This window comes from Micromonospora sp. WMMD730, assembly GCF_049178955.1.
GTDB lineage: Bacteria > Actinomycetota > Actinomycetes > Mycobacteriales > Micromonosporaceae > Micromonospora > Micromonospora wenchangensis.
The window spans coordinates 4,887,797-4,910,740 of sequence record NZ_JBMHML010000002.1 but is presented as its reverse complement, the minus strand read 5'-3'; the positions used below and the strand labels follow the sequence as shown (position 1 = coordinate 4,910,740).

Annotated in this window: 21 protein-coding genes and 1 pseudogene; 14 read left to right on the top strand and 8 right to left on the bottom strand. The window is 73.6% G+C overall.

Annotated features, from left to right (window positions below; all coding sequences use genetic code 11):
* The first annotated feature begins 135 nt into the window (after nt 1-135).
* Entirely contained in the window at nt 136-858 is a 723-nt protein-coding gene (locus tag ACN265_RS21155) for an EcsC family protein (RefSeq protein ID WP_421411561.1), read from the top strand.
* A gap of 94 nt (nt 859-952) precedes the next feature.
* On the opposite strand, the gene ACN265_RS21150 is transcribed toward ACN265_RS21155, so the two are convergent.
* Nucleotides 953-1,807: a GDSL-type esterase/lipase family protein gene (locus ACN265_RS21150; RefSeq protein WP_420118508.1), complete on the bottom strand. Its 855-nt coding sequence runs from the start codon at nt 1,805-1,807 to the stop codon at nt 953-955.
* A gap of 253 nt (nt 1,808-2,060) precedes the next feature.
* Here ACN265_RS21150 and ACN265_RS21145 point away from each other — a divergent pair, with 253 nt between their 5' ends.
* The 8 genes and pseudogenes from ACN265_RS21145 (at nt 2,061) to ACN265_RS21110 (ending at nt 8,471) form a co-directional block, all read left to right on the top strand.
* Nucleotides 2,061-2,324 carry a DUF6343 family protein gene (locus ACN265_RS21145; RefSeq protein WP_421409067.1) on the top strand — a complete coding sequence of 88 codons (264 nt, stop codon included), beginning with the start codon at nt 2,061-2,063 and terminating at the stop codon, nt 2,322-2,324.
* Nucleotides 2,325-2,335: 11 nt separating this feature from the next.
* On the top strand, nt 2,336-3,748 hold the full coding sequence (locus tag ACN265_RS21140) for an NADP-dependent succinic semialdehyde dehydrogenase (protein ID WP_421409066.1): 1,413 nt from the start codon (nt 2,336-2,338) through the stop codon (nt 3,746-3,748).
* A 66-nt stretch (nt 3,749-3,814) separates the two neighbouring features.
* Nucleotides 3,815-4,780, top strand: a complete 966-nt coding sequence (locus tag ACN265_RS21135) for a TIGR03885 family FMN-dependent LLM class oxidoreductase (protein ID WP_421409064.1) — start codon at nt 3,815-3,817, stop codon at nt 4,778-4,780.
* Between the two features lie 37 nt (nt 4,781-4,817).
* A complete protein-coding gene (locus ACN265_RS21130) occupies nt 4,818-6,395 on the top strand; it encodes a Na+/H+ antiporter (protein WP_420118504.1) in 1,578 nt (525 codons plus the stop codon).
* The gene (locus ACN265_RS21125) at nt 6,395-6,652 is read left to right on the top strand and encodes a UBP-type zinc finger domain-containing protein (RefSeq protein ID WP_088646235.1); all 258 of its coding nucleotides are present in this window, start codon (nt 6,395-6,397) and stop codon (nt 6,650-6,652) included. Before ACN265_RS21130 ends, ACN265_RS21125 begins: the two co-directional genes overlap by 1 nt.
* Before the next feature lie 96 nt (nt 6,653-6,748).
* Nucleotides 6,749-7,321, top strand: a pseudogene (locus ACN265_RS21120) (snapalysin family zinc-dependent metalloprotease); the annotation flags it as partial.
* 191 nt (nt 7,322-7,512) lie between these two features.
* Nucleotides 7,513-8,280, top strand: coding sequence for a Scr1 family TA system antitoxin-like transcriptional regulator (locus tag ACN265_RS21115; protein ID WP_420118503.1), 768 nt, complete (start codon nt 7,513-7,515; stop codon nt 8,278-8,280).
* On the top strand, nt 8,271-8,471 hold the full coding sequence (locus tag ACN265_RS21110) for a DUF397 domain-containing protein (protein ID WP_204927907.1): 201 nt from the start codon (nt 8,271-8,273) through the stop codon (nt 8,469-8,471). The genes ACN265_RS21115 and ACN265_RS21110 overlap by 10 nt, the downstream gene beginning before the upstream one ends.
* Nucleotides 8,472-8,512: 41 nt before the next feature.
* Here the strand turns inward: ACN265_RS21110 and ACN265_RS21105 are convergent, their stop codons facing one another.
* Together ACN265_RS21105 and ACN265_RS21100 are read right to left on the bottom strand one after the other, a co-directional pair.
* Nucleotides 8,513-8,923, bottom strand: a complete 411-nt coding sequence (locus ACN265_RS21105) for a hypothetical protein (RefSeq protein ID WP_421409061.1) — start codon at nt 8,921-8,923, stop codon at nt 8,513-8,515.
* Between the two features lie 127 nt (nt 8,924-9,050).
* Nucleotides 9,051-11,660 carry a glycoside hydrolase family 9 protein gene (locus ACN265_RS21100; RefSeq protein WP_420118214.1) on the bottom strand — a complete coding sequence of 870 codons (2,610 nt, stop codon included), beginning with the start codon at nt 11,658-11,660 and terminating at the stop codon, nt 9,051-9,053.
* Nucleotides 11,661-11,915: 255 nt separating this feature from the next.
* Here ACN265_RS21100 and ACN265_RS21095 point away from each other — a divergent pair, with 255 nt between their 5' ends.
* Nucleotides 11,916-12,641: a PP2C family protein-serine/threonine phosphatase gene (locus tag ACN265_RS21095; protein WP_420118212.1), complete on the top strand. Its 726-nt coding sequence runs from the start codon at nt 11,916-11,918 to the stop codon at nt 12,639-12,641.
* A 22-nt stretch (nt 12,642-12,663) separates the two neighbouring features.
* On the opposite strand, the gene ACN265_RS21090 is transcribed toward ACN265_RS21095, so the two are convergent.
* Genes ACN265_RS21090 through ACN265_RS21080 form a run of 3 tightly spaced genes read right to left on the bottom strand, consistent with a single transcriptional unit; the run spans nt 12,664 to nt 16,382 of the window.
* Entirely contained in the window at nt 12,664-15,270 is a 2,607-nt protein-coding gene (locus ACN265_RS21090; RefSeq protein WP_421409058.1) for an ATP-dependent RNA helicase, read from the bottom strand.
* Between the two features lie 25 nt (nt 15,271-15,295).
* Nucleotides 15,296-15,496, bottom strand: a complete 201-nt coding sequence (locus tag ACN265_RS21085; protein WP_420117137.1) for a DUF397 domain-containing protein — start codon at nt 15,494-15,496, stop codon at nt 15,296-15,298.
* Nucleotides 15,497-15,536: 40 nt separating this feature from the next.
* The gene (locus ACN265_RS21080) at nt 15,537-16,382 is read right to left on the bottom strand and encodes a helix-turn-helix domain-containing protein (protein WP_204927902.1); all 846 of its coding nucleotides are present in this window, start codon (nt 16,380-16,382) and stop codon (nt 15,537-15,539) included.
* A 142-nt stretch (nt 16,383-16,524) separates the two neighbouring features.
* Between ACN265_RS21080 and ACN265_RS21075 the strand changes: the two genes are divergently transcribed.
* The 3 genes from ACN265_RS21075 to ACN265_RS21065 are packed head-to-tail and all read left to right on the top strand — an operon-like array spanning nt 16,525 to nt 19,314.
* Nucleotides 16,525-17,151 (top strand): GOLPH3/VPS74 family protein, encoded by a 627-nt coding sequence (locus ACN265_RS21075; protein WP_204927901.1) that lies wholly within the window; start codon nt 16,525-16,527, stop codon nt 17,149-17,151.
* A gap of 52 nt (nt 17,152-17,203) precedes the next feature.
* Nucleotides 17,204-18,724, top strand: coding sequence for an APC family permease (locus ACN265_RS21070; RefSeq protein ID WP_421409055.1), 1,521 nt, complete (start codon nt 17,204-17,206; stop codon nt 18,722-18,724).
* Nucleotides 18,721-19,314 (top strand): GNAT family N-acetyltransferase, encoded by a 594-nt coding sequence (locus ACN265_RS21065; RefSeq protein WP_421409053.1) that lies wholly within the window; start codon nt 18,721-18,723, stop codon nt 19,312-19,314. The genes ACN265_RS21070 and ACN265_RS21065 overlap by 4 nt, the downstream gene beginning before the upstream one ends.
* Before the next feature lie 183 nt (nt 19,315-19,497).
* On the opposite strand, the gene ACN265_RS21060 is transcribed toward ACN265_RS21065, so the two are convergent.
* On the bottom strand, nt 19,498-20,319 hold the full coding sequence (locus ACN265_RS21060) for a SigB/SigF/SigG family RNA polymerase sigma factor (RefSeq protein WP_088644086.1): 822 nt from the start codon (nt 20,317-20,319) through the stop codon (nt 19,498-19,500).
* 317 nt (nt 20,320-20,636) lie between these two features.
* Between ACN265_RS21060 and ACN265_RS21055 the strand changes: the two genes are divergently transcribed.
* Complete coding sequence (locus ACN265_RS21055; protein WP_421409051.1) at nt 20,637-21,410, top strand: hypothetical protein; 774 nt, start codon at nt 20,637-20,639, stop codon at nt 21,408-21,410.
* Here the strand turns inward: ACN265_RS21055 and ACN265_RS21050 are convergent.
* The gene (locus ACN265_RS21050) at nt 21,339-22,928 is read right to left on the bottom strand and encodes a phospholipase D family protein (protein ID WP_421411559.1); all 1,590 of its coding nucleotides are present in this window, start codon (nt 22,926-22,928) and stop codon (nt 21,339-21,341) included. The genes ACN265_RS21055 and ACN265_RS21050 overlap by 72 nt on opposite strands.
* Nucleotides 22,929-22,944 lie beyond the last annotated feature (16 nt).

Genomic DNA, 22,944 nt, shown 5'->3' with positions numbered 1-22,944 from the left:
GCATCCGTGACCGACGCCGTCCCCGCCGACGACGAACCGACCGTCCCCACGCCGCCGGTACCGGCGGACACCGCCGGCCCGGCCGTCCCCGCGACACCGGCCGGCGGGTCGCCGACCGCCACGGTCCCGGCGACGGTGGGGGCGTCGGCTCCGGTCCCGGCGGTACCGGCCGGTGATCCGGGCGACGCCCCGGAAGCGCCGCCGGCCCGGCTCTGGGACCGGATGCGGGACGACCCGCAGTACGCCCCCGAACACCTGGCCCTGGAGGCGGTCCGCCGGCTCGGCCCGGAGGCGGCGCAGTGGGTCGCCCGGGCCCGGGCGGAGCGCCCCGACGCCACCGCCGACCAGTTGGCCGAGCAGGCCATCCGGCGTTTCGTCAACCGGGCCCGCCTCTCCGGAGCGGTCTCGGGTGCGGCGGGGCTGCCCGGTGCGGTCATCGACGTCGGCGTGCTGGCCTGGACCCAGGCCCGGCTGGTGCTGCACGTCGCCGCCGCGTACGGCGCGGACCCGGTGCACCCTGACCGGGCCACCGACCTGCTCGTCCTGCAGAAGGTGCACAAGGCGGCCGAGGCGGCCCGGTTGGCGCTCGGTGTCGCGGCCGGTCGGGAACGGGCCGGCGCGCTGTTCGGTCACTCCGCCCAGAACCCGCTCGGGCGGGTGATGCTGCAACTCGGCGTCCGGCTGGCCCGGATGGCCGGGGTGCGGGCGGCCAAGCGGGTCTTCGCCAAGGTCGTCCCCGGTGCCGCGATCATCCTCGGCACCTGGGCCAACTCGTCGGCCACCAAGGATCTCGCCGAGCGCGCCCAGGCGCTCTACCGGGAGCACCGGGGCGGGCTGCCCCACCCGCGCCGCCCCTGACCGGGCGTGGTGCCACGCCGTGCCCGGCCCGCCGCCGGGCGCGGCCCGCGCACGACGCGACGCCCGGCCGCGAGCGGGCCGGTGCCGGGGTGACTCAGAGTCGCCAGCCGGCCGCCGAGAACGTCGCGTCGGCGAGCCGGTTCTGCCCGGCGACGTTGGGGTGGAACCAGTCCAACCCGTTGACCTCGTCCAGGCTGAACCGCACCCGGTGCACCGCGCCGCCGTCGTAGCGGCACCGCGACCCGTACGCCCGGCAGGCCGCCTTGAGCTGGCTGTTGTACGCGTCGATCCGCTCGGCGAAGCGGGCCCGGCGGTCCCGGTCGGCCTTGGCGTCCGAGGTGGGGTTGGCCAGCAGCGCCGGGCAGATCCCGGTCTTCCAGATCCGCACCGCGCGGGACTCGGTGTGCCCGATCTCCCAGAGCCGGTTGAGGTCGGGGATGCTGGCCACCAGCACCCGGGCCTTCGGGCGGCCCTCGCGCAGCACCCGCAGCGCCCGGTCGACCTGGCTGCGGAAGGTGGCGGTCGCGGTCATCGCGTCGATGTCGTCGCGGCAGGCGTCGTTCGCGCCGATCAGCACGGTGACGTAGTCGGCCTTGTCCTTGACGGCGGCACCGGCCTGCCCGGCGAGGGCCTCGGCGCGGGCCCCCGGTACGGCGTGGTTGCGGGCCCGGTTGCGGATCGGCGCGTCGGCGTCGAGCAGCCGCCGGTAGTGGCTCTCCACCCGGATACCGTCCCCGGTGGACCAGGAGTTGCGCTGGCACGAGGTGAGCACCAGGCAGGAACCGAACCCGGTGGTGATCGAGTCGCCGAGGGCGGCCATCGTGCCGGGCAGCCCGGTCGGTGTCGATCCGCTCTTCGTCGGGCGCGGGGAGGCCCCGCCGCCCTCCTCGCAGGCGAGCGCGGTCAGCGCCAACAGGCAGGCCACGGCGGCGACCCAGCGTCGAGGCATGCGTCTTCCCCCGGTCAGACGGCGCAGAGCGACAGCCCGGTCACTCTACGGGCCGTACCGGGTGCGGCGGCCCGCTCGTGTCGACTTCCGGGCAGATTCAACAGCTCGAAACATGAATCTGGTAAGAACAGGTCGGAGCGGGGCTCTCCGGGCAGGCCGCCCGCCCGGCACCGGCCCGGTGGGCAGCGCCGACGTGGGGTGATCCGGGCGTCGGGACCGGTTAGCGGCGTCCGTACCGGGGTAGGCCGAGACGATGACGAGATCGCAGCCCCGGCGTGCCCGTGGCACGGTCGGCCACGCGTACAGCGCGTTGAACCTGCGCCTGGCGTTGGCCCTGTTCGGCCTGGTCACCATGACCGTCCTCGCGGTCGGAGCGTTCGCGGCCGGGCTGGCCTGGCTGGGTGTGCTGTGCGTGCTGTTCGCCGTCGTGGCGGTGGTCGACCTGGTCGTCATCCAGCACCGCCGTGCCGCCCGCCGCCGTGAGCAGCCGGGCGCGCGGCACTCACTCTTCGAGTGACAGGAGAAGAGATGCCCATCGCCACCACCAACCCCGCCACCGGTCAGGTGCTCAAGTCCTACGAGCCGATGTCGAGCGAGCAGATCGACGCCGCCATCGACCGGGCCGACCTGGCGTTCCGGGACCTGCGCCGCACCACGGTCGCCCAGCGGGCGCAGTGGATGAACGCCGCCGCGGACCTGCTCGACGCCGAACGCGACGACACCGCCCGGCTGATGACCACCGAGATGGGCAAGACCTACGCCGCGGCGCGGGCCGAGGTCACCAAGTGCGCCACCGCCTGTCGGTTCTATGCCGCGAACGCGGAGCGGATGCTCGCCGACGAGCCCGCCGACGCCGCCGCGGTGAAGGCGAAGCGGGCCTTCGTCCGCTATCAGCCGATCGGGGTGGTGCTCGCGGTGATGCCGTGGAACTTCCCGCTCTGGCAGGTGATGCGGTTCGCCGCGCCGGCCCTGATGGCCGGGAACACCGGCCTGCTCAAGCACGCGTCCAACGTGCCGCAGACCGCCCTCTACCTGGAGGATGTCTTCCGCCGGGCCGGCTTCCCCGAGGGGGCGTTCACCACCCTGCTGGTCGGCTCGGACGCGGTCGACCGGGTGCTCAGCGACCCCCGGGTGCGGGCGGCGACGCTGACCGGCAGCGAGGGCGCGGGCCGTTCGATCGCCCAGATCGCCGGACGGGAACTGAAGAAGACGGTGCTGGAGCTGGGCGGCAGCGACCCGTTCGTGGTGATGCCCTCGGCCGACCTGGACCGGGCCGCCGAGGTGGCCACCACCGCCCGCTGCCAGAACAACGGGCAGTCCTGCATCGCCGCCAAGCGGTTCATCGTGCACACCGACGTCTTCGACGCGTTCGCCGGGAAGTTCGCCGCGAACATGGCCGCGCTGCGGGTCGGCGACCCGATGGACGCCGACACCGACGTCGGCCCGCTGGCCAGCGAGAGCGGCCGGGACGAGATCCACGCCCAGGTGCAGGACGCGGTGGCGCACGGCGCGACGGTGCTCTGCGGCGGCGAGAAGCCGACCGGCGACGGGTGGTTCTACCCGCCGACCGTGGTCACCGACCTGAACCCGCAGATGCGGATGTGGGCCGAGGAGGTCTTCGGACCGGTCGCCGGGCTCTACCGGGTGTCGTCGTACGACGAGGCGGTCGCGGTGGCCAACGGCACGCCGTTCGGGTTGGGCGCGAACGCCTGGACCACCGACCCGGCCGAGCAGGAGCGGTTCGCCACCGACCTGGACGCCGGCAACGTGTTCGTCAACGGCATGACCACCTCGTACCCGGAGCTGCCCTTCGGTGGGGTGAAGAACTCCGGCTACGGCCGGGAGCTGTCGGCGCTGGGGATGCGGGAGTTCTGCAACACCAAGACCGTCTGGGTGGGGGAGGGCGCGGCCACCGCCGGGGCCGGCGCGCACGCCGAGTGACCCCGCGCCGGGCGACCGGCGCGGGCGAGCTTTAACCGGACACCGTCATGGGTACGGAAGGACGCCATGACGGTGTTCGGCTTCCACGCCTCCCACGAGCAGATCCATCCGAGTCGCCTGCTGGAGGCGGTGGTGCACGCCGAACGCGCCGGCTTCGACGCCGCGATGTCGTCGGACCACTTCTCGCCGTGGAGCACCCGGCAGGGCCAGTCCGGCTTCGCCTGGTCCTGGCTGGGCGCGGCGCTGCAGGCCACCGGGCTGCCGTTCGGGGTGGTCAACGCCCCAGGCCAGCGTTACCACCCGGCGATCATCGCGCAGGCGATCGGCACCCTGGGCGCGATGTACCCGGGCCGGTTCTGGGCGGCGCTGGGCACCGGCGAGGCGAGCAACGAGCACATCACCGGCGACGGCTGGCCGCGTAAGGACGTGCGGACCGCCCGGCTGCGGGAGTGCGTGGAGGTGATCCGGGCGCTGCTGGCCGGCGAGGAGGTCAGCCACGACGGCCTGGTCCGGGTGGACCGGGCGAAGCTGTGGACCCGGCCGGAGGAACCGCCGGCGCTGATCGGGGCGGCGGTCAGCGTGGCCACCGCCCGCTGGTGCGCCGAGTGGGCGGACGGCCTGATCACGGTGAACGCCCCGACCGCGCACCTGCGCGAGATGATCGACGCCTATCGGGACGCGGGCGGGCGGGGGCCGCTGCACCTGCAGGTGCACGTGAGCTGGGCGCCGGAGCAGGCCGAGGCGGAGGCGATCGCGTACGAGCAGTGGCGCAGCAACGTCTTCGCGCCGCCGGTCTGCTGGGACCTGGACACCGCCGAGCACTTCGACATGGTCAGCGAGCGGGTGCCGCTGGAGCAGGTCACCGAGGTGGTGAACGTGTCGGCGGACCTGGGCCGGCACGTGGGCTGGCTGGAGGAGTACCTGTCGCTGGGCTTCGACCAGATCGCCCTGCACCACGTCGGGCAGGAGCAGCGCGCCTTCATCGACACGTTCGGCGCGGAGGTGCTGCCGAAGCTGCGCGCCACCGGGTGATCACCCCGGGCCGTCCGTACGCCTAGGCTGCTACTCCATGGAAGCTCTGTTCGAGGTCGTGGTCTTCCTGGCGATCGCGACCTTCGGCGCCGCGCTGGCCCGCAAGCTGGGTCTGCTCGCGCCGATCCTGCTGGTGGTGCTCGGCCTCGGGCTGTCCTTCCTGCCGGGCTTCCCGCACGTGCGGCTCGATCCCGACCTGGTGCTGGTGGGCATCCTGCCGCCGCTGCTCTACGTGGCGGCGTTGGGCACGTCGGTGCCGGCGTTCCGGCTCAACCTGCGGCCGATCCTGCTGCTCGCGGTGGGTCTGGTGATCTTCACCGCGTTCGTGGTGGGCACGGTGGTGCACCTGTTCCTGCCCGACCTGCCGTACGCGATCTGTGTGGCGCTGGGTGCGGTGGTGGCCCCGCCGGACGCGATCGCGGCCACCGCGGTGGCCCGGCGGGTGGGCCTGCCCCGGCGGGTGGTGACCATCCTGGAGGGGGAGAGCCTGGTCAACGACGCCACCGCGCTGGTGCTGCTGCGGGTGGCGATCGTCGCGGCCACCGCCAGCGCCGGCTCGGTGAGTTTCGGGTACGTGGCGCAGGAGGTGGTGGTCGCCACCGGCGGCGGGGTGCTGGTCGGGCTGCTGGGCGTGGTGGTCTTCGGCTACCTGCACAAGCGGACCACCGACCCGCTGCTGGACAACGCGCTGTCGCTGATCGTGCCGTTCGCGGTGGTCTTCGCCGCCGAGGAGATCCACGCCTCCGGGGTGGTCGCGGTCGTGGTCACCGGGCTGGGGATCGGCCACAAGATGCCGCTGCTGCTGTCGGCCGCCTCCCGGTTGCAGACCGGCGCGTTCTGGCGGCTGGTCCAGTTCCTGCTGGAGGGGCTGGTCTTCCTGCTGGTCGGCCTGCAACTGCCCGAGGTCCTGCGGGACCTCGACGAGCCGACCGGCCGGCTGGTGGGGATCACCGCGGCGGTGCTGGCGGCGGTCTTCCTGACCCGGTTCGTCTGGGTCTTCCCCGCCACCTACCTGGCCCGGCTGGTACCCCGGGTGCGGCAGCGCGACCCGGGCCCGCCGGTGCAGTTCCCGATCGTCATCGGCTGGGCCGGGATGCGCGGGGTGGTGACGCTGGCCGCCGCGCTGGGCCTGCCGCTGACCCTGGCCGGGGACCAGCCCTACCAGCGGGCGTTGTTCATCTGGCTGGCCTTCGCGGTGATCATGGCGACGCTGCTCGGCCAGGGGGCGACCCTGCCGTGGGTGGCCCGCCGGTTGAAGCTGCCCCCGGACGACCCGGTGGCCGACGCGCTCTCCGCCGCCACGGTGCAGCAGCAGGCCGGGCGCGCGGCCCGGGAGAAGCTGGACGCGTTGGCCGACGGTGCGCCGCCGGCCGTGGTGGAGCGGTTGCGCGGGCTGGTGCAGAGCCGCACCAACCTGGCGTGGGAACGGCTCGGCGGCAGCGACCGGGAGACCCCGTCGCAGGCGTACGGTCGGCTGCGGCAGGAGATGATCGACGCCGAGCGGGAGGTCTTCCGGGCCGCCCGTGACGAGGGACGGATTCCCGAGGAGGTGCTGGTGCGGGCGTACCGCGACCTGGACCTGGAGGAGTCGTTGTTGCGACGGGAGAGTGACTGATGAGCTGTGCGCACCTGACCGGGGCGGGAACCGCCGAGCCGAGCGTCACCGACGCCTGCCCGGAGTGCGTGGCCGTCGGCAACGACGACTGGGTGCACCTGCGGTCGTGTGTGGAGTGTGGACAGGTGGGGTGCTGCGACTCGTCGCCGTACCAGCACGCGACGAAACACTTCGAGTCGAGCGGGCACCCGGTGATGCGGTCCATCCAGCCGGGGGAGTCCTGGCGTTGGTGCTTCGTCGACGAGGAGATCGGCTGAGCCGTCCGGTGGTGGCGGTATGACGTAACCGCTATTCGACCGGGTTCCGACCGACCGCTTAACATCGGTGAACTTCTATCGATGGGAGGTCGGACGATGCGCCGACGACAGTTCTCGCGTACCGCCGGTGCCCTGCTGGCGCTGGTGCTCACGGCGACCGGCGTGGTCGCCGCGGGTGGCGGCGCGGCGTCCGCCGCCGCGCGGACGGTCTACTACGACGCGAGCCGGGCCGGGGAGTTCCGCACCAACTTCGACCAGGCCGCGACGATCTGGAACAGCTCGGTGACCAACGTCCGGCTGGTCGCCCGCACGCCCGGCAACATCACCATCTACGTCGACACCGGCTGGCCCCGGGCGCAGACCGCCAGCCTGGGCAACGGCCGGGTCTGGATGGGCACCCAGGCCGTCGACCAGGGGTACGACCGGACCCGGATCGCCACCCACGAGATCGGTCACATCCTCGGCCTGCCGGACAACCGGACCGGCCTGTGCACCGACCTGATGTCGGGCAGCAGCGCACCGGTGTCGTGCCGCAACGCCAGGCCGAGCAGCGCCGAGGCGTCCCGGGTCAACGCGCTGTTCGCCGGCTCGCTCACCGCGCCGGCCGGGGTCAGCTACGTCTGGCGTGGCGACGGTGCCCCCGCGCCGGTCGCCGCCGGCGCCCCCGCCGGTTCCTGAGCCCCGTCGGTCCACCGTGGAGGGGCCGCCCCCGCCCCGGGCGGGGGCGGCCCCCGTGGTGCCGCCGACGGGAGTCCGGCCCGTCGGTGCCGCCGGGGTCTCGTCGTGCCGAAGGGTTGCGACATGATCACACGGCGTAGCAAGATGACTCCGGATATCCAGGATGTCCGGGGAGGGTCAGGATGAATCTGGCAGTCAAAGAGGCGATGGCCGAGGCGGGTGAGACGGCCGAGAGCCTCGCCGCCCGCATCGGGGTCGACCCGAAGACCGCCGCGCGCTGGGCCAGCCAGGGGCGAATCCCCCAGACCCGCCATCGTGCCGAGGTCGCCGCGCTGCTCAAGCGGGACGTCCTCGACCTCTGGCCGGACCTGCACAAGCGACACGAGCCCGCGTGGTTCCGGCCGTGGGCCGACATCGAACGCGAGGCCGTCGTGCTGCGCGGCTTCGAGCTGGCCTGGGTGCCCGGCCTGCTCCAGACCGAGGCGTACGCGCGGGCGACCCTGGCCGGGGAGACCCTGACCGAGGAGGAGGTCGACCAGCTCATCACGGCCCGCCTCACCCGCCAGGCGATCCTGCACCGCGACCGCCCGCCGCTGCTGGTCGCCGTCATCGACGAGTCGGTGCTGCACCGCCCGGTGCGGGGCCGGCCCGAACTGATGCGCGAGCAGTGCGCCCACCTCGCCGTCTGTGCCGAACTGCCGACCGTGCAGGTGCACGTGGTCCCGGCCGAGACGGGCATGTACGCCGGTCTCGGCGGGCCCTTCGTCGTCGCCGAGCTGGACGACGGCACGCGGGTGGCGCACGTCGACGGGCAGGTACGCGCGCAGATCATCGACCAGCGCACGGACATCGCTGTCCTGGAACGCCGGTGGGCGCGCATAGTGGGGGAGGCCCTACCCCGGGCACGATCCCTGGAACTCGTCAGGAAAGCGGCGGCATCATGGAGCTGAGCGGCGCCCGGTGGCACACGAGCACCAGGAGCGGCAACAACGGTGGCAACTGCGTCGAGGTGGCGGACAACCTGCCCGGCGTCGTCCTCGTCCGCGACACGAAGGACCGCGCGGGCGGCACCCTGGCCTTCAGCCCGGGTGCCTGGCGCGGCTTCCTGCGCCTGACCCGGTCGACGCGACAGGCCGGCTGACCGGCCCGCCGGCCGTCGTCACCGGGCCGGCCGGTGGCGGGTCAGGGCGCCGGGTGGTGGCGCAGCGCGGCGATGAACCAGTCCAGCACCGGCGTCAGGGTGGGCGGCGCGGTCCAGCCGTTGACCGTCGCGAGGAGCTGGAAGTACCGCTCGGTCCGCGGGTCGTTGGCGACCTCCAGCCGGCCCAGCAGCGCGCTGCGGTAACCGGCGTCGTCGACCCGGTCGAAGACCTCGCCGTACGCGCAGACCAGCGCGGCCACCACGTGGCCGGCGCGGGGCGACTCGGGCGCGATGCCGGCGGCCCGGGCCAGTTCGACGGTGTCGCGGACCCGGTGGGTGAGGTCACGGACCATCGCCACCACCTCGGGGTGGGCGTCGCCGACGGTCCCGTCGACGAACTCGTGGACGATGCGCCGACGCTCGGCGTCGGAGATCGTGGTCGGCTCGGGCATCGGACTCGTCTCCACTCTGGGCCGGGACGCCGGGCGGTCGGGCGGGGGCGCCGGGCGGTCGGGGGACGACCGCCCGGCGCGCTCGGACCCCGGGTGGCAGCCCGGGGTCCGAGGGTGGGAGTGCCGGTCAGGACACCGTGCAGGCGACGCCGTTGACGGTGATCAGATCCGGTTCCGGGTTGGCCAGCGTGCCGGTCTTGGCGAGCAGACCGAAGGTAATGCTGGCGCCCGGCGCGATCTTCGCGTTGTACGACTCGTTCTTCGCCGTCACGGTGGCCCCGGACTGGGTCACCTTCGCCGACCACGCCTGGGTGACCTTCTGGTCGCCGTTGTAGGCGTACCGCAGGGTCCAGCCGTCGATCGCGGTGTCACCGGTGTTGCGCAGGACGACCTGGGTGTTGGAGCCGTCCGGCCAGGTGCCGTGCACCTGGTAGCTGACCGCGCAGGTGCGCGGGGCCACGGCCTTGGCCTCCCCCTGGTCGGCGAGGAACGACGCGAGCCAGGCCAGCGCCGAGTTCCAGTTGATCGCCACCTCGTTGGTCGAGTACGAGTTGATGTCGTCGACGTAGCAGAACATCGGCGCGCAGTCCTTGAGCAGCTGGGCGACGAACGGGTCCTGCAGGGCGGCGTTCGGGCCACCGGCGAGCGAGCCGACCGGCGGGTTCGGCATGGCCGGGTTGAGCTGGTTGCCGAAGATCCGGCTGTGCTGGTTGCGCGCGTTCTGCTCGCCCCAGCCGGTCACGTACGACATGTTCAGCGCGTTGCGGCCGAGCAGGTAGTCGGTCGCCTGCACCGCGCCGTCCCGGTACTTCGCGTCCCGGGTCAGGTCGAACGCGGTGGCCAGCACGACCATGTTGTTGATGATGTTGCTGTTGCTGCCCCAGACGTAGCTTGCCGCCTCGCCCGGCACCGGCAGGCCGTACGCCTGGGCGTGCAGGGTGGTCAGGTAGTTGTCGGCGGCGGCGGTCACCGAGGCGCGGACCCGGGCCCGGTCGGCGGCCGGCAGACCGTTCGGCACGGTGGCCAGTTCGAGCCGGCCCACCGCGCCCACGCTCTGCCAGCTGAACGCGCCGCCCGTGGCGAACACGTCGCCGGTGTGCTGGGGCGAGGCGGTCAGGTCGTCCAGGTACGCCTTCTTGCCGGTGGTCAGGTACAGCTCGACGGCGGCCCAGTAGAACTCGTCGGTGACGTTGTTGTCCTCGTACGCCCCACCGCCGATGCCGTCGGCCGGGTCGGCGTAGACCGCCGGGTGGGCCTTGGCGGCGGCGTACGCGCTCGACGCGGCGGTGCCGCAGCGGGCGGCGAACGCCGCGTCGTACGGGGCGAACAGGCGCTGGCACTGCGCGGCGACGGCGGCCAGGTTGAGGGTGGCGGCGGTCGACGGCGGGTGCAGCTCACGCGGCTGCGCGTCGTCCTGCGGGGCGAGCGGCAGGCCGGTCCACGCCTTGTCGTGGATCTTGTGGTGGACCATTCCGGCCAGCGGCTTGCCGGCCGGCACCTGCATCCGGAGCAGGAACTCGATCTCCCAGCGGGCCTCGTCGAGGATGTCCGGCACCGCGTTGCCCCGCTCGGGCACCCGCAGCGTCGAGTCACCCAGCGCGGCGCCACCGGCGGCGGTCTCCGCGGTCTTGGTCCGCTCGAAGGCGCTCAGCAGCTGGTAGGCGGCGATACCGCCGTTGACCACGTACTTGCCGTGGTCGCCCGCGTCGTACCAGCCACCGCGCACGTCCAGCGAGTAGTCGCAGACGCCGGGCTGGCAGGGCACCTGCGTGTCGCCCTGGTTGGGGGCCACGCCGAGGTGGCCGGCCGGGCGGGCGTACTCCTCGCCGATCAGGTCACCGTCGATCTCGATGCCGCTGCGCTGGGCGTAGAAGAACTGCATCGCGTCGGCCCGCAGCCGGTCGTAGAGGTCGCCGGAGATGTCGAACGGGTGGCTGGTCTCACCGTCGGCGACCAGCGTGTAGCCGGTGCCGGGCGTACGGAAGGACGAGAAGTCGACGGTCTGCACGTTCTGCCCGGAGGCGGCGTCGACCCCGCGCGGGGTGCTCTGGCCGCTGGCGACGACCGTGCCGGCGGCCGACTTGAGCTGCCAGGGCAGCGCCTCGGTCGACTCGGTCACCACGGTGGCGTTCTTCGGGCCGCCGGGCAGGTAGCCGACCTGGTTGACCCGGACCCGGGGGCCGGTGTCCGGCACGTACGGCGGGGCGGCCTCGCCACCGCGCAACGAGACGTTGTCCAGGCAGATCCGCTGCTCGGCGGCGGCCCCACCGACCTGGAAGATGAGCTGGGCGTTGGGGTTGTCGTCCGGGACGGTGAACGTCTGCTCGACCCGCTTGCTCGTCGGGGCGGCCACCGCCGGCACGCTCGCGTACGAGGTGTAGGGGGCGCTGCCGAGCTGGAGCACGGCGTTGACGCTCAGCCCGGGGGTGGCCGAGATGTCGAAGCTGAGCTTGTACTCCGCACCGGCGTTGAGCCGGACCCCGTCGTGGCCGATGCCGGCGTCCCACGGGTTGGCCAGCCCGGCGGGGACGGTGACGCAGAGCCGGCCGTCGACGACGTCGAGCGGGCCGGTGCCATAGGAGAACCAGGGCGCGACGCCCTCGCTGAAGTCGCCGTTGCTGATCTGCTCGGGCGCGTCCGGCGGGACCTCGGCGTGGGCCACGCCGGTGCCGGCGCCGGTGAGGATCAGGGTCGTCGCTGCCAGTACCGCGAGATGCCGCCGACGTCGTCGGGTCAGGATCACGGGATTCCTTTCCGGGCGGAAGGGGTGGTGGTGGGGTGTGCCGTCGATGCCTGTCGCTGGGAGCGCTCCCAGCTATCAGCCAGATGTTTCCAGCGCGTCTCCTCCCTGTCAATCGATTCGACTGGATGACCTTCGGGCTGGTCGCAGCCGCCCGGACCGACGCCTGCGGCAGTGAGATTCGCCGCGCCACGCGCAGTCGTCCTGATCTCCTAGAGACAACAACGCCCTCCGCCTGGCAGGCTGCCACCCATGACCCTGAAGCTTCGTTCCGTCGGGACGAGCGACCGTGGGCTGATCCGCAGCGGAAACCAGGACGCCCTGCACTCCGGTGCCTGGCTCGTCGCCGTCGCCGACGGCATGGGCGGGATGGCGGCCGGCGACCTGGCCAGCCGGATCGCCATCGACGCGGTCGCCCCACTGGACGTGGAGACCCCCGAGGACGCCCTGGTGGCAGCGTTGCAGACCGGCATCGAGCTGGCCACCACGCGGATCCAGCAGGCCGTCCGGGAGGACCCCGAGCGGCAGGGCATGGGCACCACACTGACCGCCCTGCTGTTCTCCCGTACCGGTAGCTGCCTGGCGCTGGCCCACGTCGGCGACTCCCGGGCCTACCTGTTCCGCGAGGGCACCCTCAAACAGGTCACCCGGGACGACACCTTCGTCCAGATGCTCGTCGACCAGGGGGTGATCAGCCCCGAGGAGGCGTCCAGCCACCCCCGGCGGGCCGTGGTCACCCAGGCGTTGCAGGGCGAGCAGGTCTCCCCGTCGTACGCCACGATGGTGCCCCGGGCCGGCGACCGCTGGCTGCTGTGCAGCGACGGCCTGTCCAACGTCGTCCGCCCGGACACCCTCACCGAGGTGCTGCGGGAGACCCCGGACCGGGAGGACTGCGCCCGCCGCCTGATCGACCTCGCCCTGCGGGCCGGTGGCCCGGACAACATTACCGTGCTGATCGCCGACGTCGTCGACGAGTGACCGCCACCGGCGGTGCGTCGGCTCAGCGACGGCGGTGCGTGGTGTGCCGGGTCGGCGCGGCCGTGACCGGGTCCTCCGGCCAGGGATGGCGCGGATAGCGCCCGCGCAGCTCCCCGCGCACCTGCGGATAGCCGGTACGCCAGAACGACGCCAGGTCGGCGGTGACCGCGACGGGCCGGCCGGCGGGGGAGAGCAGGTGCAGCAGCAGCGGCACCCGGCCGTCGGCCAGCCGGGGCGTCTGCTGCCAGCCGAACGTCTCCTGGAGCTTCACCGCCAGCACCGGCGCGGCCGGATCGGTGTAGTCGACCCGGACCCGGGAGCCGCTGGGCACCTCGACGCGTTCCGGGGCCAGCTCGTCCAGCCGGCCCGCCTGCGGCCAGGGCAGCAGCCGGCGCAGCGCCCCGACCACATCGATCCGGGCCAGGTCGGCCCGGCGGCGGGCGGCGGCCAGCTCCGGCCCGAGCCACCGGTCGGCGGCGGCGAGCAGCGCGTCGTCGGAGACCTCGGGCCACGGTCCGCCCAGCGCCTGCCGGCAGAACGCCAGCCGCTGGCGCAGCGACCGGGCCGCCGGGGCCCAGGTCAACAGGTCCAGGCCCGCCTGGCGGAGCCCGTCGGCCAGGGCGGCGGCCAGCAGCTCCGGCGTCGGTCGGGCCAGCGGCCGGCTGACCAGCTCGATCGCGCCGAGCCGGGTCACCTGGCGGGCCAGCACGTCGCCGTCGACCCAACCGACCTCGCTGACCTCGGTCAGCAACGCGCCGCCGACCTCCCTGGCGGTCGCCTCGTCGAGCGGGGCGGCCAGCCGGACCCGGGCGGTCGGCGCGCCCGGCGAGCGGTCGGCCACCGCGACGGCCAGCCAGCCCGTCCCGGTCAACGCCGACCCGGCGGCCAGCTCCGCCCCCGTCCCGCCCGCCATCAGGTACGACGTCCCACCGGCCCGGCGCAGCCGGGCCAGCCGCTCCGGATGGGCCAGCCCCACCAGCAGCCCCGCCGCCAGATCGTCGGGTAGCCACGGCCCGGCGGCCCGTCCCCGGCCGCTCCGTCCCTGGGCGGCCGGCCGGTCACCGGGCCGGTCCCGGTCGGCGGCGCGGGCGGGACCGTCCGGGGTGCCGGCCCGGTCGGGGTCGCCGGCGGGCAGCGCGGCCCGCAGCCGCCGGACCTCGGCCCGCCACCGGGCGGTGGCACCGGGGTCGGTGTCGTCGCGCAGCCGCCGCCACGCGGCGGTGAGATCGTCGTGCCGACCGGCCAGACCGTCCTCGGCGAGCAGGGCGACCAGCTCGGCGGCCCGGTCCCGGCCGATCCGGTCGGCACCGTCGAGCAGCGCCCGGCCCAGCCGGGGGTGGGTGCCGGTGGCGGCGATGGCCCGCCCCCGGGCGGTCACCCGACCGTCGGCGTCGACCGCGCCGAGGGCGGTCAACGTCTCCCGGGCCACGGCCAGCGCGGCGGGCGGCGGCGGGTCGGGCAGTGCCAGTCCGGCTCCGTCGGGGCTGCCCCAGGCGGCCAGGTCCAGCGCGAAACCGGTCAGGTCGGCGGTGGTGATCTCCGGCTCGGGCTGCGCGGCGAGCCGGCCGTGGGTCCCCTCCGACCAGCAGCGGTAGACCACCCCGGGGGCCTGCCGGCCGGCCCGGCCGGCCCGTTGCGTCGCGGCGGCCCGGGACACCGGCACGGTGACCAGCGCGCCCAGCCCCCGGGCCAGGTCGGTGCGGGCCACCCGGGCCAGGCCGGCGTCGACCACCACCCGGACCCCGGGCACGGTCAGGCTGCTCTCCGCCACCGAGGTGGCGAGCACCACCCGACGCCGGTCGGCGGGGCGCAGCGCGGCGTCCTGCGCGGCGGCGGGCAGCCGCCCGTGCAGCGGCAGGACGGCCACCCGGTCGGCCAGGTCGGCCAGCCGGCGGGTCACCGCCCCGATCTCGCCCGCCCCGGGCAGGAAGACCAGCACGTCGCCGTCCTGCTCGTGCAGGGCCCGCCGGACGGTCGCGGCGACGTGGTCGAGCAGCAGCGGATCGACCCGTCCCGCGCCCGGCGGCGCGACCGGGCGCGGCGGCGGCGTGAAGACCCGGGTGACCGGGTGCAGGGCCGCCTCGGCGCGGACCACCGGGGCCGGCGCGTCACCGCCGAGCAACGCGGCGAACCGGTCCGCCTCCGGGGTCGCCGACATCGCCACCAGCCACAGCTCGGGCCGCAGCGCCGCCCGGGCCTCCACGGTGAAGGCCAGCGCGAGATCGGCGTCGAGCTGCCGCTCGTGCACCTCGTCGAGCAGCACCGCGTCGACGCCGGGCAGGTCCGGGTCGCGCAGCAGCCGGCGGACCAGCAGGCCGGTGGTGACCACCTCGACCCGGGTGTCCGGGCCGACCCGGCGGTCACCGCGTACGGCGTAGCCGACCCGGTGGCCGACCCGCTCGCCGAGCAGGTCGGCCATCCGCCGGGCCGCCGCCCGGGCGGCCACCCGGCGGGGTTGGGCGACCAGCACCCGCCCGGCCACCCCGTCGGCCACGGCGAGCGGGGCCAGGGTGGTCTTGCCGGTGCCGGGCGGGGCGACCAGGACCGCGCCGCCGGCGTCGGTCAGCGCTCGCAGCAGGGGTGCCAGCGCCGGCCGGACCGGCAGGTCGAGGGGTACGTCGGAGAGCACGGCTGCCACTGTGGCACGCCCGGGGTCAGCCCCGGCGTACCGCCTCCATGCCGGTGACGAAGGCTGTCCAGGCGTGGGCGGAGAAGACCAGCGCGGGCCCGCACCGGTCCTTGCTGTCGCGCACCGCGATCCGGTCGTCGGTGGTGGCGATCTCCACACAGTTGCCGTTGCCGCTGCTGCGGCTGCTGGTCCGCCAGTCCATCATGGACAGAGGCAGCGCCTGCATTCCCGTACCTTCCGTTCCCCCCGGGCGTGCCGCAATGCGATCACGCAAAGTGACGAGCAGCCTCCTCCAGGCGGGCGAGAGACGCCGCCGGATCCAGTGCCATCCGGCACAGCTCCTCGTGCACAAGGGTATACCCGCGCACGTGTCCCGCTTCCTCCAGCGCCAGACCCAGCGTGAGATTGTCCAGGTAAACCACGGAATTGTCGGCCGCGTCGGCAAACGTGATGATCACGTACGGAGTGCTCATCGCGGGGTGCCCACCGGACGCGAACGGAAGTACGTGACATGTCACGTTCGGTGATCGGGCGACCGTGGCCATGTGGGTCAACTGCTCCGCCATCACGGCCGGCCCGCCCACCGGACGCAGCAGCACCGCCTCGTTGAGCACCACCGACAGCTCGACCGGGGGAGAGTCCCGGTGCAGCACCTCCTGCCGGCGCAGCCGGGCGGCCACCTTGCGTTCCAGTCCCTCCTCGCCGGCCGTACGACGGAACATCTCCCGGGCGTACGCCTCGGTCTGCAGCAGCCCGGGGACGGACTCCGCCTCGTACGTGCGCAGGCTCTCCGCCTCGGCCTCCAGCCCGACGTAGAACTCGAACCACTCGGGCAGCACGTCGCTGTAGTTCTGCCACCAGCCGCGCTGCTGGGCGCCCCGGGCGATCTCGATGAGCGCCTCGGCATCGACCCCGGTCACCTCGTAGAGGGCCAGGGCGGCGCGCACGTCCCGGGGTTTGATGCCGATCTGGGCGTTCTCGATCCGGGACAGGTTGCTCTTGGACATGTCGAGTTGGCGTGCGGCGACGTCCAGTGTCATGCCCGCGCGTTCCCGCAGTTGGCGGAGTTCACGGGCGATGCGGCGGCGGCGAACAGTGGGGCTGACGGTCACCCTCCGAGTCTGTCACGACAAGATCCGCAGGTCGCATGAGCACGGAGTGCAACCATCGAATCCGGGAGTTGCAAAGCTGGAGCTCTGGGGGCATCCTGTCACCCGGCGTGGATCACCTGTGGACAATGCGTGGGAGGCTCGTTTGCTGGTCGCCGACGAGTTCTTTCTGATTGCGCACAACGACAGCCGCGGCAAGGCCAAACTGCACCCGAGCGCCACCGGGCTCGGCCTGGCCGCCGGGTTGCTGGCCGAGCTGATCCTGTTCGGACAGATCACCGTCTCCGGTGGACTGGTCACCGTGATCGACCGGCGTCCCCCGGCCGACGCGCTGGCCCACACCGTGCTCGACCAACTGATCGGTGAGTCGCAGCACCAGGCGGTGCGCACCTGGCTCGCCTTCCTGGCCCAGTCGTCCACCACCTCGGTGGGGGAGCGGTTGGCCCGGGCCGGGGTGCTGCGCCGGCAGGAGAACCGCCGCCTGCTGCGCACCACCGTCAGCTACCTGCCGATCGACCTCAACGCCGCCGCCTGGCCGGCGACCCGGCTGCGGGCCCTGGTGGAGCGGCCCGAACAGCCGCTGGTGTCGGACACGACGCTGCTCGGCCTGGTGGCCGCCGCCGGGCTGACCCGCGAGGTGCTGTGGAGCGCCGGCCCCCGCGCCCACCACCGACTGTCCACCCTCGTCGGTTCACTGCCGCCTCCCCTGAAGGAACTCGTCGTGCACACCGAGGCCGCGGTCGGCGCGGCGGTGCTGCGCGGCATCCCCTGATCTCACCGCGCCACCCCCTTCCCCCTCATCTCCCCTCTTCCGGAGCAGCCCCATGCCCCCGCATCCGACAGTCGACCGCCCCAGCAACGTCAGCGACGCCCTGGCCCGTGGCCGCCTCGGCGTGCCGTCGGTCATCTTCTTCGTCCTCTCCGCCGCCGCGCCGCTGACCGTGGTGGCCGGCGTGGTCACCACCGGCTACGCGGTCACCGGCATCACCGGCATGCCGCTGGCGTTCCTCGCCGTGGGCGCCGTCCTGGCGCTCTTCTCCGTCGGCTACGTGGCGATGGCCCGCCGGGTCGAGAACGCCGGCGCGTTCTACGCCTACGTCGCCCGGGGCATCGGCCGCCCGGCCGGCGTCGGCGCGGCCTGGGTCGCGCTCATCGCCTACAACGCACTCCAGGTCGGTCTCTACGGCGCGATCGGCGCCGCCGCCGCCCCGGTGCTCGGCACCCTGTTCGGCGTCGAACCGCACTGGGCCGTGGTGGCCCTGGTCGCCTGGGCCCTGGTCGCGTTCCTCGGCCTGCTGCGGGTGGACGTCAACGGCCTGGTCCTGGCGGTGCTGCTGATCGCCGAGATCGTGGTGATCGTCGTGTTCGACCTGGGTCAGCTCAGCCACCCGGCGGGCGGCTCGACCAGCTTCGCCGCCCTCGCCCCGGCCAACCTCCTGGTGCCGGGGGCGGGCGCACTGCTGGTGCTCGCCATGACCGGGTTCGTCGGGTTCGAGTCCTCGGTGGTGTTCAGCGAGGAGAGCAAGGACCCGCGGCGGACGGTCCCGCTGGCCACCTACCTCTCGGTGGCGATCATCGCCGGGCTCTACGCGCTCTCCTCCTGGTCGATGACCGTGGCCGTCGGCCCGGAGAACATCTCCGCCGCCGCCGGTGAGCAGAGCATCGAACTGATCTTCAACCTGGCCGCCGCGCACCTCGGCGACACCGCGGTCACCATCGGCCAGGCGCTGTTCATGACCTCGGTGCTGGCCGCGATGATCTCGTTCCACAACACCACCGCCCGGTACGCCTTCGCGCTGGGCCGGGAACGGGTGCTGCCGGCCGTCTTCGGGCAGACCTCGCCGCGCACCGGCGCACCCCGGATGGCCTCGCTGGCGCAGAGCCTGCTCGGCCTGCTGGTGATCGTGCTGTACGCGGTCAACGGCTGGGACCCGGTGGTGCAGCTGTTCTACTACGCCGGCACCGGCGGCGGCTTCGGCGTGCTGCTGCTGATCGCCACCACCAGCGTCGCCGTGATCGTCTACTTCGCCCGCTCCGACACCTCGGAGTCGCTGTGGAAGCGGGCGATCGCCCCGGCCCTGGCCACCGTCGCGCTGGCCGCCGTGGTGGCGGTGGCGGTGGCGAACTTCGCCACCCTGCTCGGTGTCGCGCCGGATTCGCCGCTGCGCTGGATCATCCCGGGGGTCTACCCGGTGGCCGCGCTGATCGGCCTGCTGTGGGGTCTGGTGCTGCGCGCCAACCGACCCGACGTCTACGCCCGGATCGGGCGGGGCGCGGAGAGCGCGGCCACCTCGCTGTTCGGTCCCCCGGTGGAGCAGCCGGTGCCGGTGGAGTCCCGGCGGTGACCGCGCCGACCATCGGACGGCTCGCCGCCGCCGACACCCGGTGGGTCGCCGAGCGGATCGCCGAGGCGTTCCTGGTGCTCCCGGCGACCCGGTGGCTGGTGCCCGACGAGGCCAAGCGGGAGGCCGTCTTCGCCGACAACTTCGAGATCCTGGTCGACCACGCGATGCGGCACGGGCTGGTCTTCGGCACGGCCGACCGGGACGCGGTGGCGGTCTGGTTCCCGCAGGTCGGTGACGAATCGCCGGCCCCGGTGGACTACGACGACCGGCTGGCCGCCGCCTGCGGGGAGTGGACCCCCCGGTTCCAGCACCTCGACGAGCTGTTCGCCGCCAACCATCCGCACCCCGACCACCACCACCTGGCGCTGCTCGCCGTCCGGCCGAGGCGGCAGGGACAGGGGTTGGGCACCGCGCTGCTGCGGCACCACCACGCCTGGCTGGACGCCCACGGGGTGCCCGGTTACCTGGAGGCCAGCAGCGAGGCGGGACGGGACCTCTACGCCCGGCACGGCTACCGGCTGCGGGAGGTCTTCCGGCTGCCCGACGGCACGCCGTTCTACCCGATGTGGCGGGACCCGGCGGCCGGCTGACCGGCATCCCGGCAACGTCGGCGTCGCGTACCAGCGGGAACGCCGACCGACGCGGCACCGGCCCCGACGCGAGTGCGTCGGGGCCGGTACGGCGTCCGGAGTCGGGAAGGCCCGGCCGGCGAACCGCCGGCCGGGCCCCGTGGTCGTGACCGTCACCGGCGACCGGTGACCGCCTCCACCCCCTCAGTAGGTGCCGTCGAGCTGACCGCGCAGCTTGGTCAGGGCCCGGGCGAGCAGCCGGGACACGTGCATCTGCGAGACGCCGATCTGGTCGGCGATCTGCGACTGGGTCAGGTTGCCGTAGAAGCGCAGGGTGAGGATCTTCTGCTCGCGCTCGTCGAGGGTGGCCAGCGCCGGGCCGAGGGCGACCCGCAGCTCGGCCAGCTCGAACTCGTTGTCCTCCCCGCCGAGCATGTCGCCCAGCTCGGTGGCGCGGTCGCCGTCGCCGGTCGGGGTGGACAGCGACACCGCGTTGTACGCGCGGGCACCCTCCAGGCCCTCCAGGACCTCTTCCTCGGTGAGCTTCAGGTGGGCGGCGATGTCGGCGACCGTCGGCGAGCGGCCGAGGGTCTGCAACAGCGAGCTGTTGGCGTCGGAGATGGCCAGCCGCAGCTCCTGGAGCCGCCGGGGGACCCGGATGTCCCAGGTGCGGTCGCGGAAGTGCCGCTTCAGCTCGCCGATGATGGTCGGGATGGCGTAGCCGGCGAAGTCGACGCCGCGCGACGGATCGAACTTGTCGATCGCCTTGATCAGGCCGACGGCGGCGGTCTGGGCCAGGTCGTCGGTGGGCTCGCCCCGGCCGCTGTAGCGGTGGGCCAGGTGGTTGGCCAACGGGAGCCAGGCCTCGATCGCCCGGTCGCGCAGCGCGGCCCGGGACGGGTGGCCGGCGGGCAGCGCGGCCATCGCGTTCAGCAGGTCGGCGGCGCTGTCGGTGAGTGCGCGCGGGTCCAGCTTCTCGGTGGTGGACGGTGTCGCCGCCGGCTTGCTCATGGTGGGCGCGGTCATTGGTGGTCCTCCCTGCACCTCGTCCGCGGTCAAAAAGACGTGACGCTTCGGTTTAGCTTCAGATGGGCCGTTCGGAAGCCACCATAGCCTGATCGGTGAGCGGAAATCTAGCCGAAAGGCTGATGTACTTAAGTGATTTTAAGTCACAAAGCCGCACTATCGGACACGGTTCGCGTCGATTGTGATCACAGGCACCGGTCGAACCGGCGGGCGACCCGGAACCCGACACCACGGCGGAGGTGTCGGCTATCCGTCCTTGTCCCGCCGACAGGACCGCCCGTAGCGTCGCGGGAGACCATCCCCGTACGGAGGACCACGTGCTCGACCCCGCGGACCCGCAGCTCGTCGTCGACAGCCGTACGCTGCACTTCAGCTGGTTGCCGGCCGACCCGGACGCGGTCGTCGCCCTGGTCCCGCCCGGCCTGTGCCCCCGCCCCGACCGGCAGGTCTTCATGAACCAGTACGTCGTCGAGGACGCCGGTCAGACCTCCGGCCTCGGCGCGTACTCGCTGACCTACATCGGGGTGGCCCTCGTCGGGGTCGACGCGCCCGACGGGGCGACCCCCGGGGGCTGGTGGACCCACTACGTCACCTCCAGCCCCCGGGTCCGGGACTACGCCGCCGCCCGGGGAGCCCCGGCCGTGCTGGGACACACCACCCTGCGGGTACGGGGTGACGTGCTGGTCGCCGAGACCGAGGTCGGCGGCGTCCCGCTGATCCGGACCCGGGCCCGGATCGGCCACACCGGTCACCAGCTGCGCGCCGGCCACCACCGGTACTTCACCCGGTGCGACGGCGAGCTGTTCAGCGGGGTCTACCCCTACGTCTCCGAACCGGTCAGCCCGTTCGAGATCGAGTCGGTGGAGTTCCTCGACCCCCGGCACCCGAGCTACGCGCTGCGCCCGGAGAACCCCCTGCTCATCACCAGCGGCTGCTACGCCCCGCGTACCTCGTTCGCCCACCCGGGCGGGCTGACCCGCCACCCCACCCCGCCCGCACCGGCCGCCGACCGGCGGGACCTACCAGGTGCCCTTGCGGCGGGCGCGCAGCGGCCTGCCGTCGGGGTCGTAGACCAGCCGGTACGCCGGTAACGCCCAGAGCCGGGTGTACCAGGGCAGCCGCTCAGGCCGGTGCGGGCGCAGCCGGCCCGGCGGCCGGGGGCCCGAGCGGCCCGAGTCGTGCCACCGCTGCAGAGCGTCCGCCGTGGCGGTGATCGCCGCGACGGCGCTGGCCGGGTCCAGCAGGTCGGCGTCGTCGGCACCGCCCGGGTCGCGGTCCAGGTGCTCGCGCCACAACCGCAGCCGCAGGTCCCGGGCGAACACCCGGGCCCCGTCGCCCCGACCCGCCGGGTCGAGGGGGGACCGCTCGTCGCGGGTCTCGTCGAGCACCGCGCAGGACAGCTCGCTGTCGTGCGTCCAGGAACGCCTGTTGAAGTTGTCGCTGCCCACGCTCGCCCACACGTCGTCGACCACGCAGATCTTCGCGTGCACGTAGACCGGGTCGCCCGCCCGGTTCTCCACGTCGAAGACGTGCACCCGGTCCGGCGCGGCCCGTTCACACAGCGACAGCGCCTGCTCCCGGCCCACCGTGTTGGGCGGCAGCGCCAACGCGCCGTCCACGTCCGGATAGCGGGGGACCACCGCGACCAGGTGCAGGTCGGGGTTGTCCCGCAGCGCCTCGGCGAACAGCTCGGCCACCTCGGTCGACCACAGGTACTGGTCCTCCAGGTAGATCAGCCGGCGGGCCCGGCGTACCGCCTTGGTGTAGCCCCGGGCCACCGTCCGCTCGCCGTCCGGGGCGAACGCGTAGCGGGGGCGCACCGCCGGGTAGGTGCGCAGCACCTGGATGTGGTGCGGGCCGCAGGGCGGCGGATCGGCCGACGGGTCGGGCAGCGGATCGGGGCTCAGGTCGGAGCCGCGCAGCCGGTCCCGCAGGTAGGCCAGCGGGTTCTCCGAGTCCAACGGCATCGGATCGGTCCACCGCTCGCGGAACGTGGTGTCCAGCGCGGCGACCACCGGACCCCGGACGGCCAGTTGCACGTCGTGCCACGGCGGGTGCGGGCCGTACCGTGGTGACATCGCGAGTGCCTGCGGGTCGCCGTGGTGGTCGGCGTCGTCGCGGCGGCTGTGGCACAGGTCGATCCCGCCGGCGAAGGCGACGTCCCGCTCCGGGGCGTCGCGGTGGCGCAGCACCACCAGCTTCTGGTGATGGGACCCGCCCCGCCGGACGCGCTGGTCGAGCAGCACTTCACCACCGGCGGCGTTGACCGTCTCGCTCAGGTCGCGGTTCTCCGCCTCGCTGTAGGACAACGCGTCGAGGTGGGAGCGCCAGAGCAGCCCCTTGACCAGCACGCCCCGCTGGGCGGCCCGGGCGAAGAGCTGGGCCACCGTCGGGCCGTCCGGGCGCATCCGCTCGTCCGGGTCGCCCCGCCAGTCGGTGAAGAAGAGCTGGTCGCCCGCGCACAGCGCCTCGACCTCGGTGACCAGGCGGTCGAAGTACGCCGAGCCGTGAATCAACGGCTCGGCGAGGTTTCCGGACGTCCAGACGGGTATCCCGGAGACCGGGTTGGCGCGTTCCTCAGCGGTCAGGAACCAGTCCTCGATCGCCACGTTCCAGCCTCCCGAG

Bases quoted from the DNA above. Each gene is read 5' to 3' on its own strand.
- ACN265_RS21150 (WP_420118508.1), bottom strand. From the start codon at position 1,807: ATGCCTCGACGCTGGGTCGCCGCCGTGGCCTGCCTGTTGGCGCTGACC.
- ACN265_RS21145 (WP_421409067.1), top strand. From the start codon at position 2,061: ATGACGAGATCGCAGCCCCGGCGTGCCCGTGGCACGGTCGGCCACGCG.
- ACN265_RS21140 (WP_421409066.1), top strand. From the start codon at position 2,336: ATGCCCATCGCCACCACCAACCCCGCCACCGGTCAGGTGCTCAAGTCC.
- ACN265_RS21135 (WP_421409064.1), top strand. From the start codon at position 3,815: ATGACGGTGTTCGGCTTCCACGCCTCCCACGAGCAGATCCATCCGAGT.
- ACN265_RS21130 (WP_420118504.1), top strand. From the start codon at position 4,818: ATGGAAGCTCTGTTCGAGGTCGTGGTCTTCCTGGCGATCGCGACCTTC.
- ACN265_RS21125 (WP_088646235.1), top strand. From the start codon at position 6,395: ATGAGCTGTGCGCACCTGACCGGGGCGGGAACCGCCGAGCCGAGCGTC.
- ACN265_RS21115 (WP_420118503.1), top strand. From the start codon at position 7,513: ATGAATCTGGCAGTCAAAGAGGCGATGGCCGAGGCGGGTGAGACGGCC.
- ACN265_RS21110 (WP_204927907.1), top strand. From the start codon at position 8,271: ATGGAGCTGAGCGGCGCCCGGTGGCACACGAGCACCAGGAGCGGCAAC.
- ACN265_RS21105 (WP_421409061.1), bottom strand. From the start codon at position 8,923: ATGCCCGAGCCGACCACGATCTCCGACGCCGAGCGTCGGCGCATCGTC.
- ACN265_RS21095 (WP_420118212.1), top strand. From the start codon at position 11,916: ATGACCCTGAAGCTTCGTTCCGTCGGGACGAGCGACCGTGGGCTGATC.
- ACN265_RS21085 (WP_420117137.1), bottom strand. From the start codon at position 15,496: ATGCAGGCGCTGCCTCTGTCCATGATGGACTGGCGGACCAGCAGCCGC.
- ACN265_RS21070 (WP_421409055.1), top strand. From the start codon at position 17,204: ATGCCCCCGCATCCGACAGTCGACCGCCCCAGCAACGTCAGCGACGCC.
- ACN265_RS21060 (WP_088644086.1), bottom strand. From the start codon at position 20,319: ATGACCGCGCCCACCATGAGCAAGCCGGCGGCGACACCGTCCACCACC.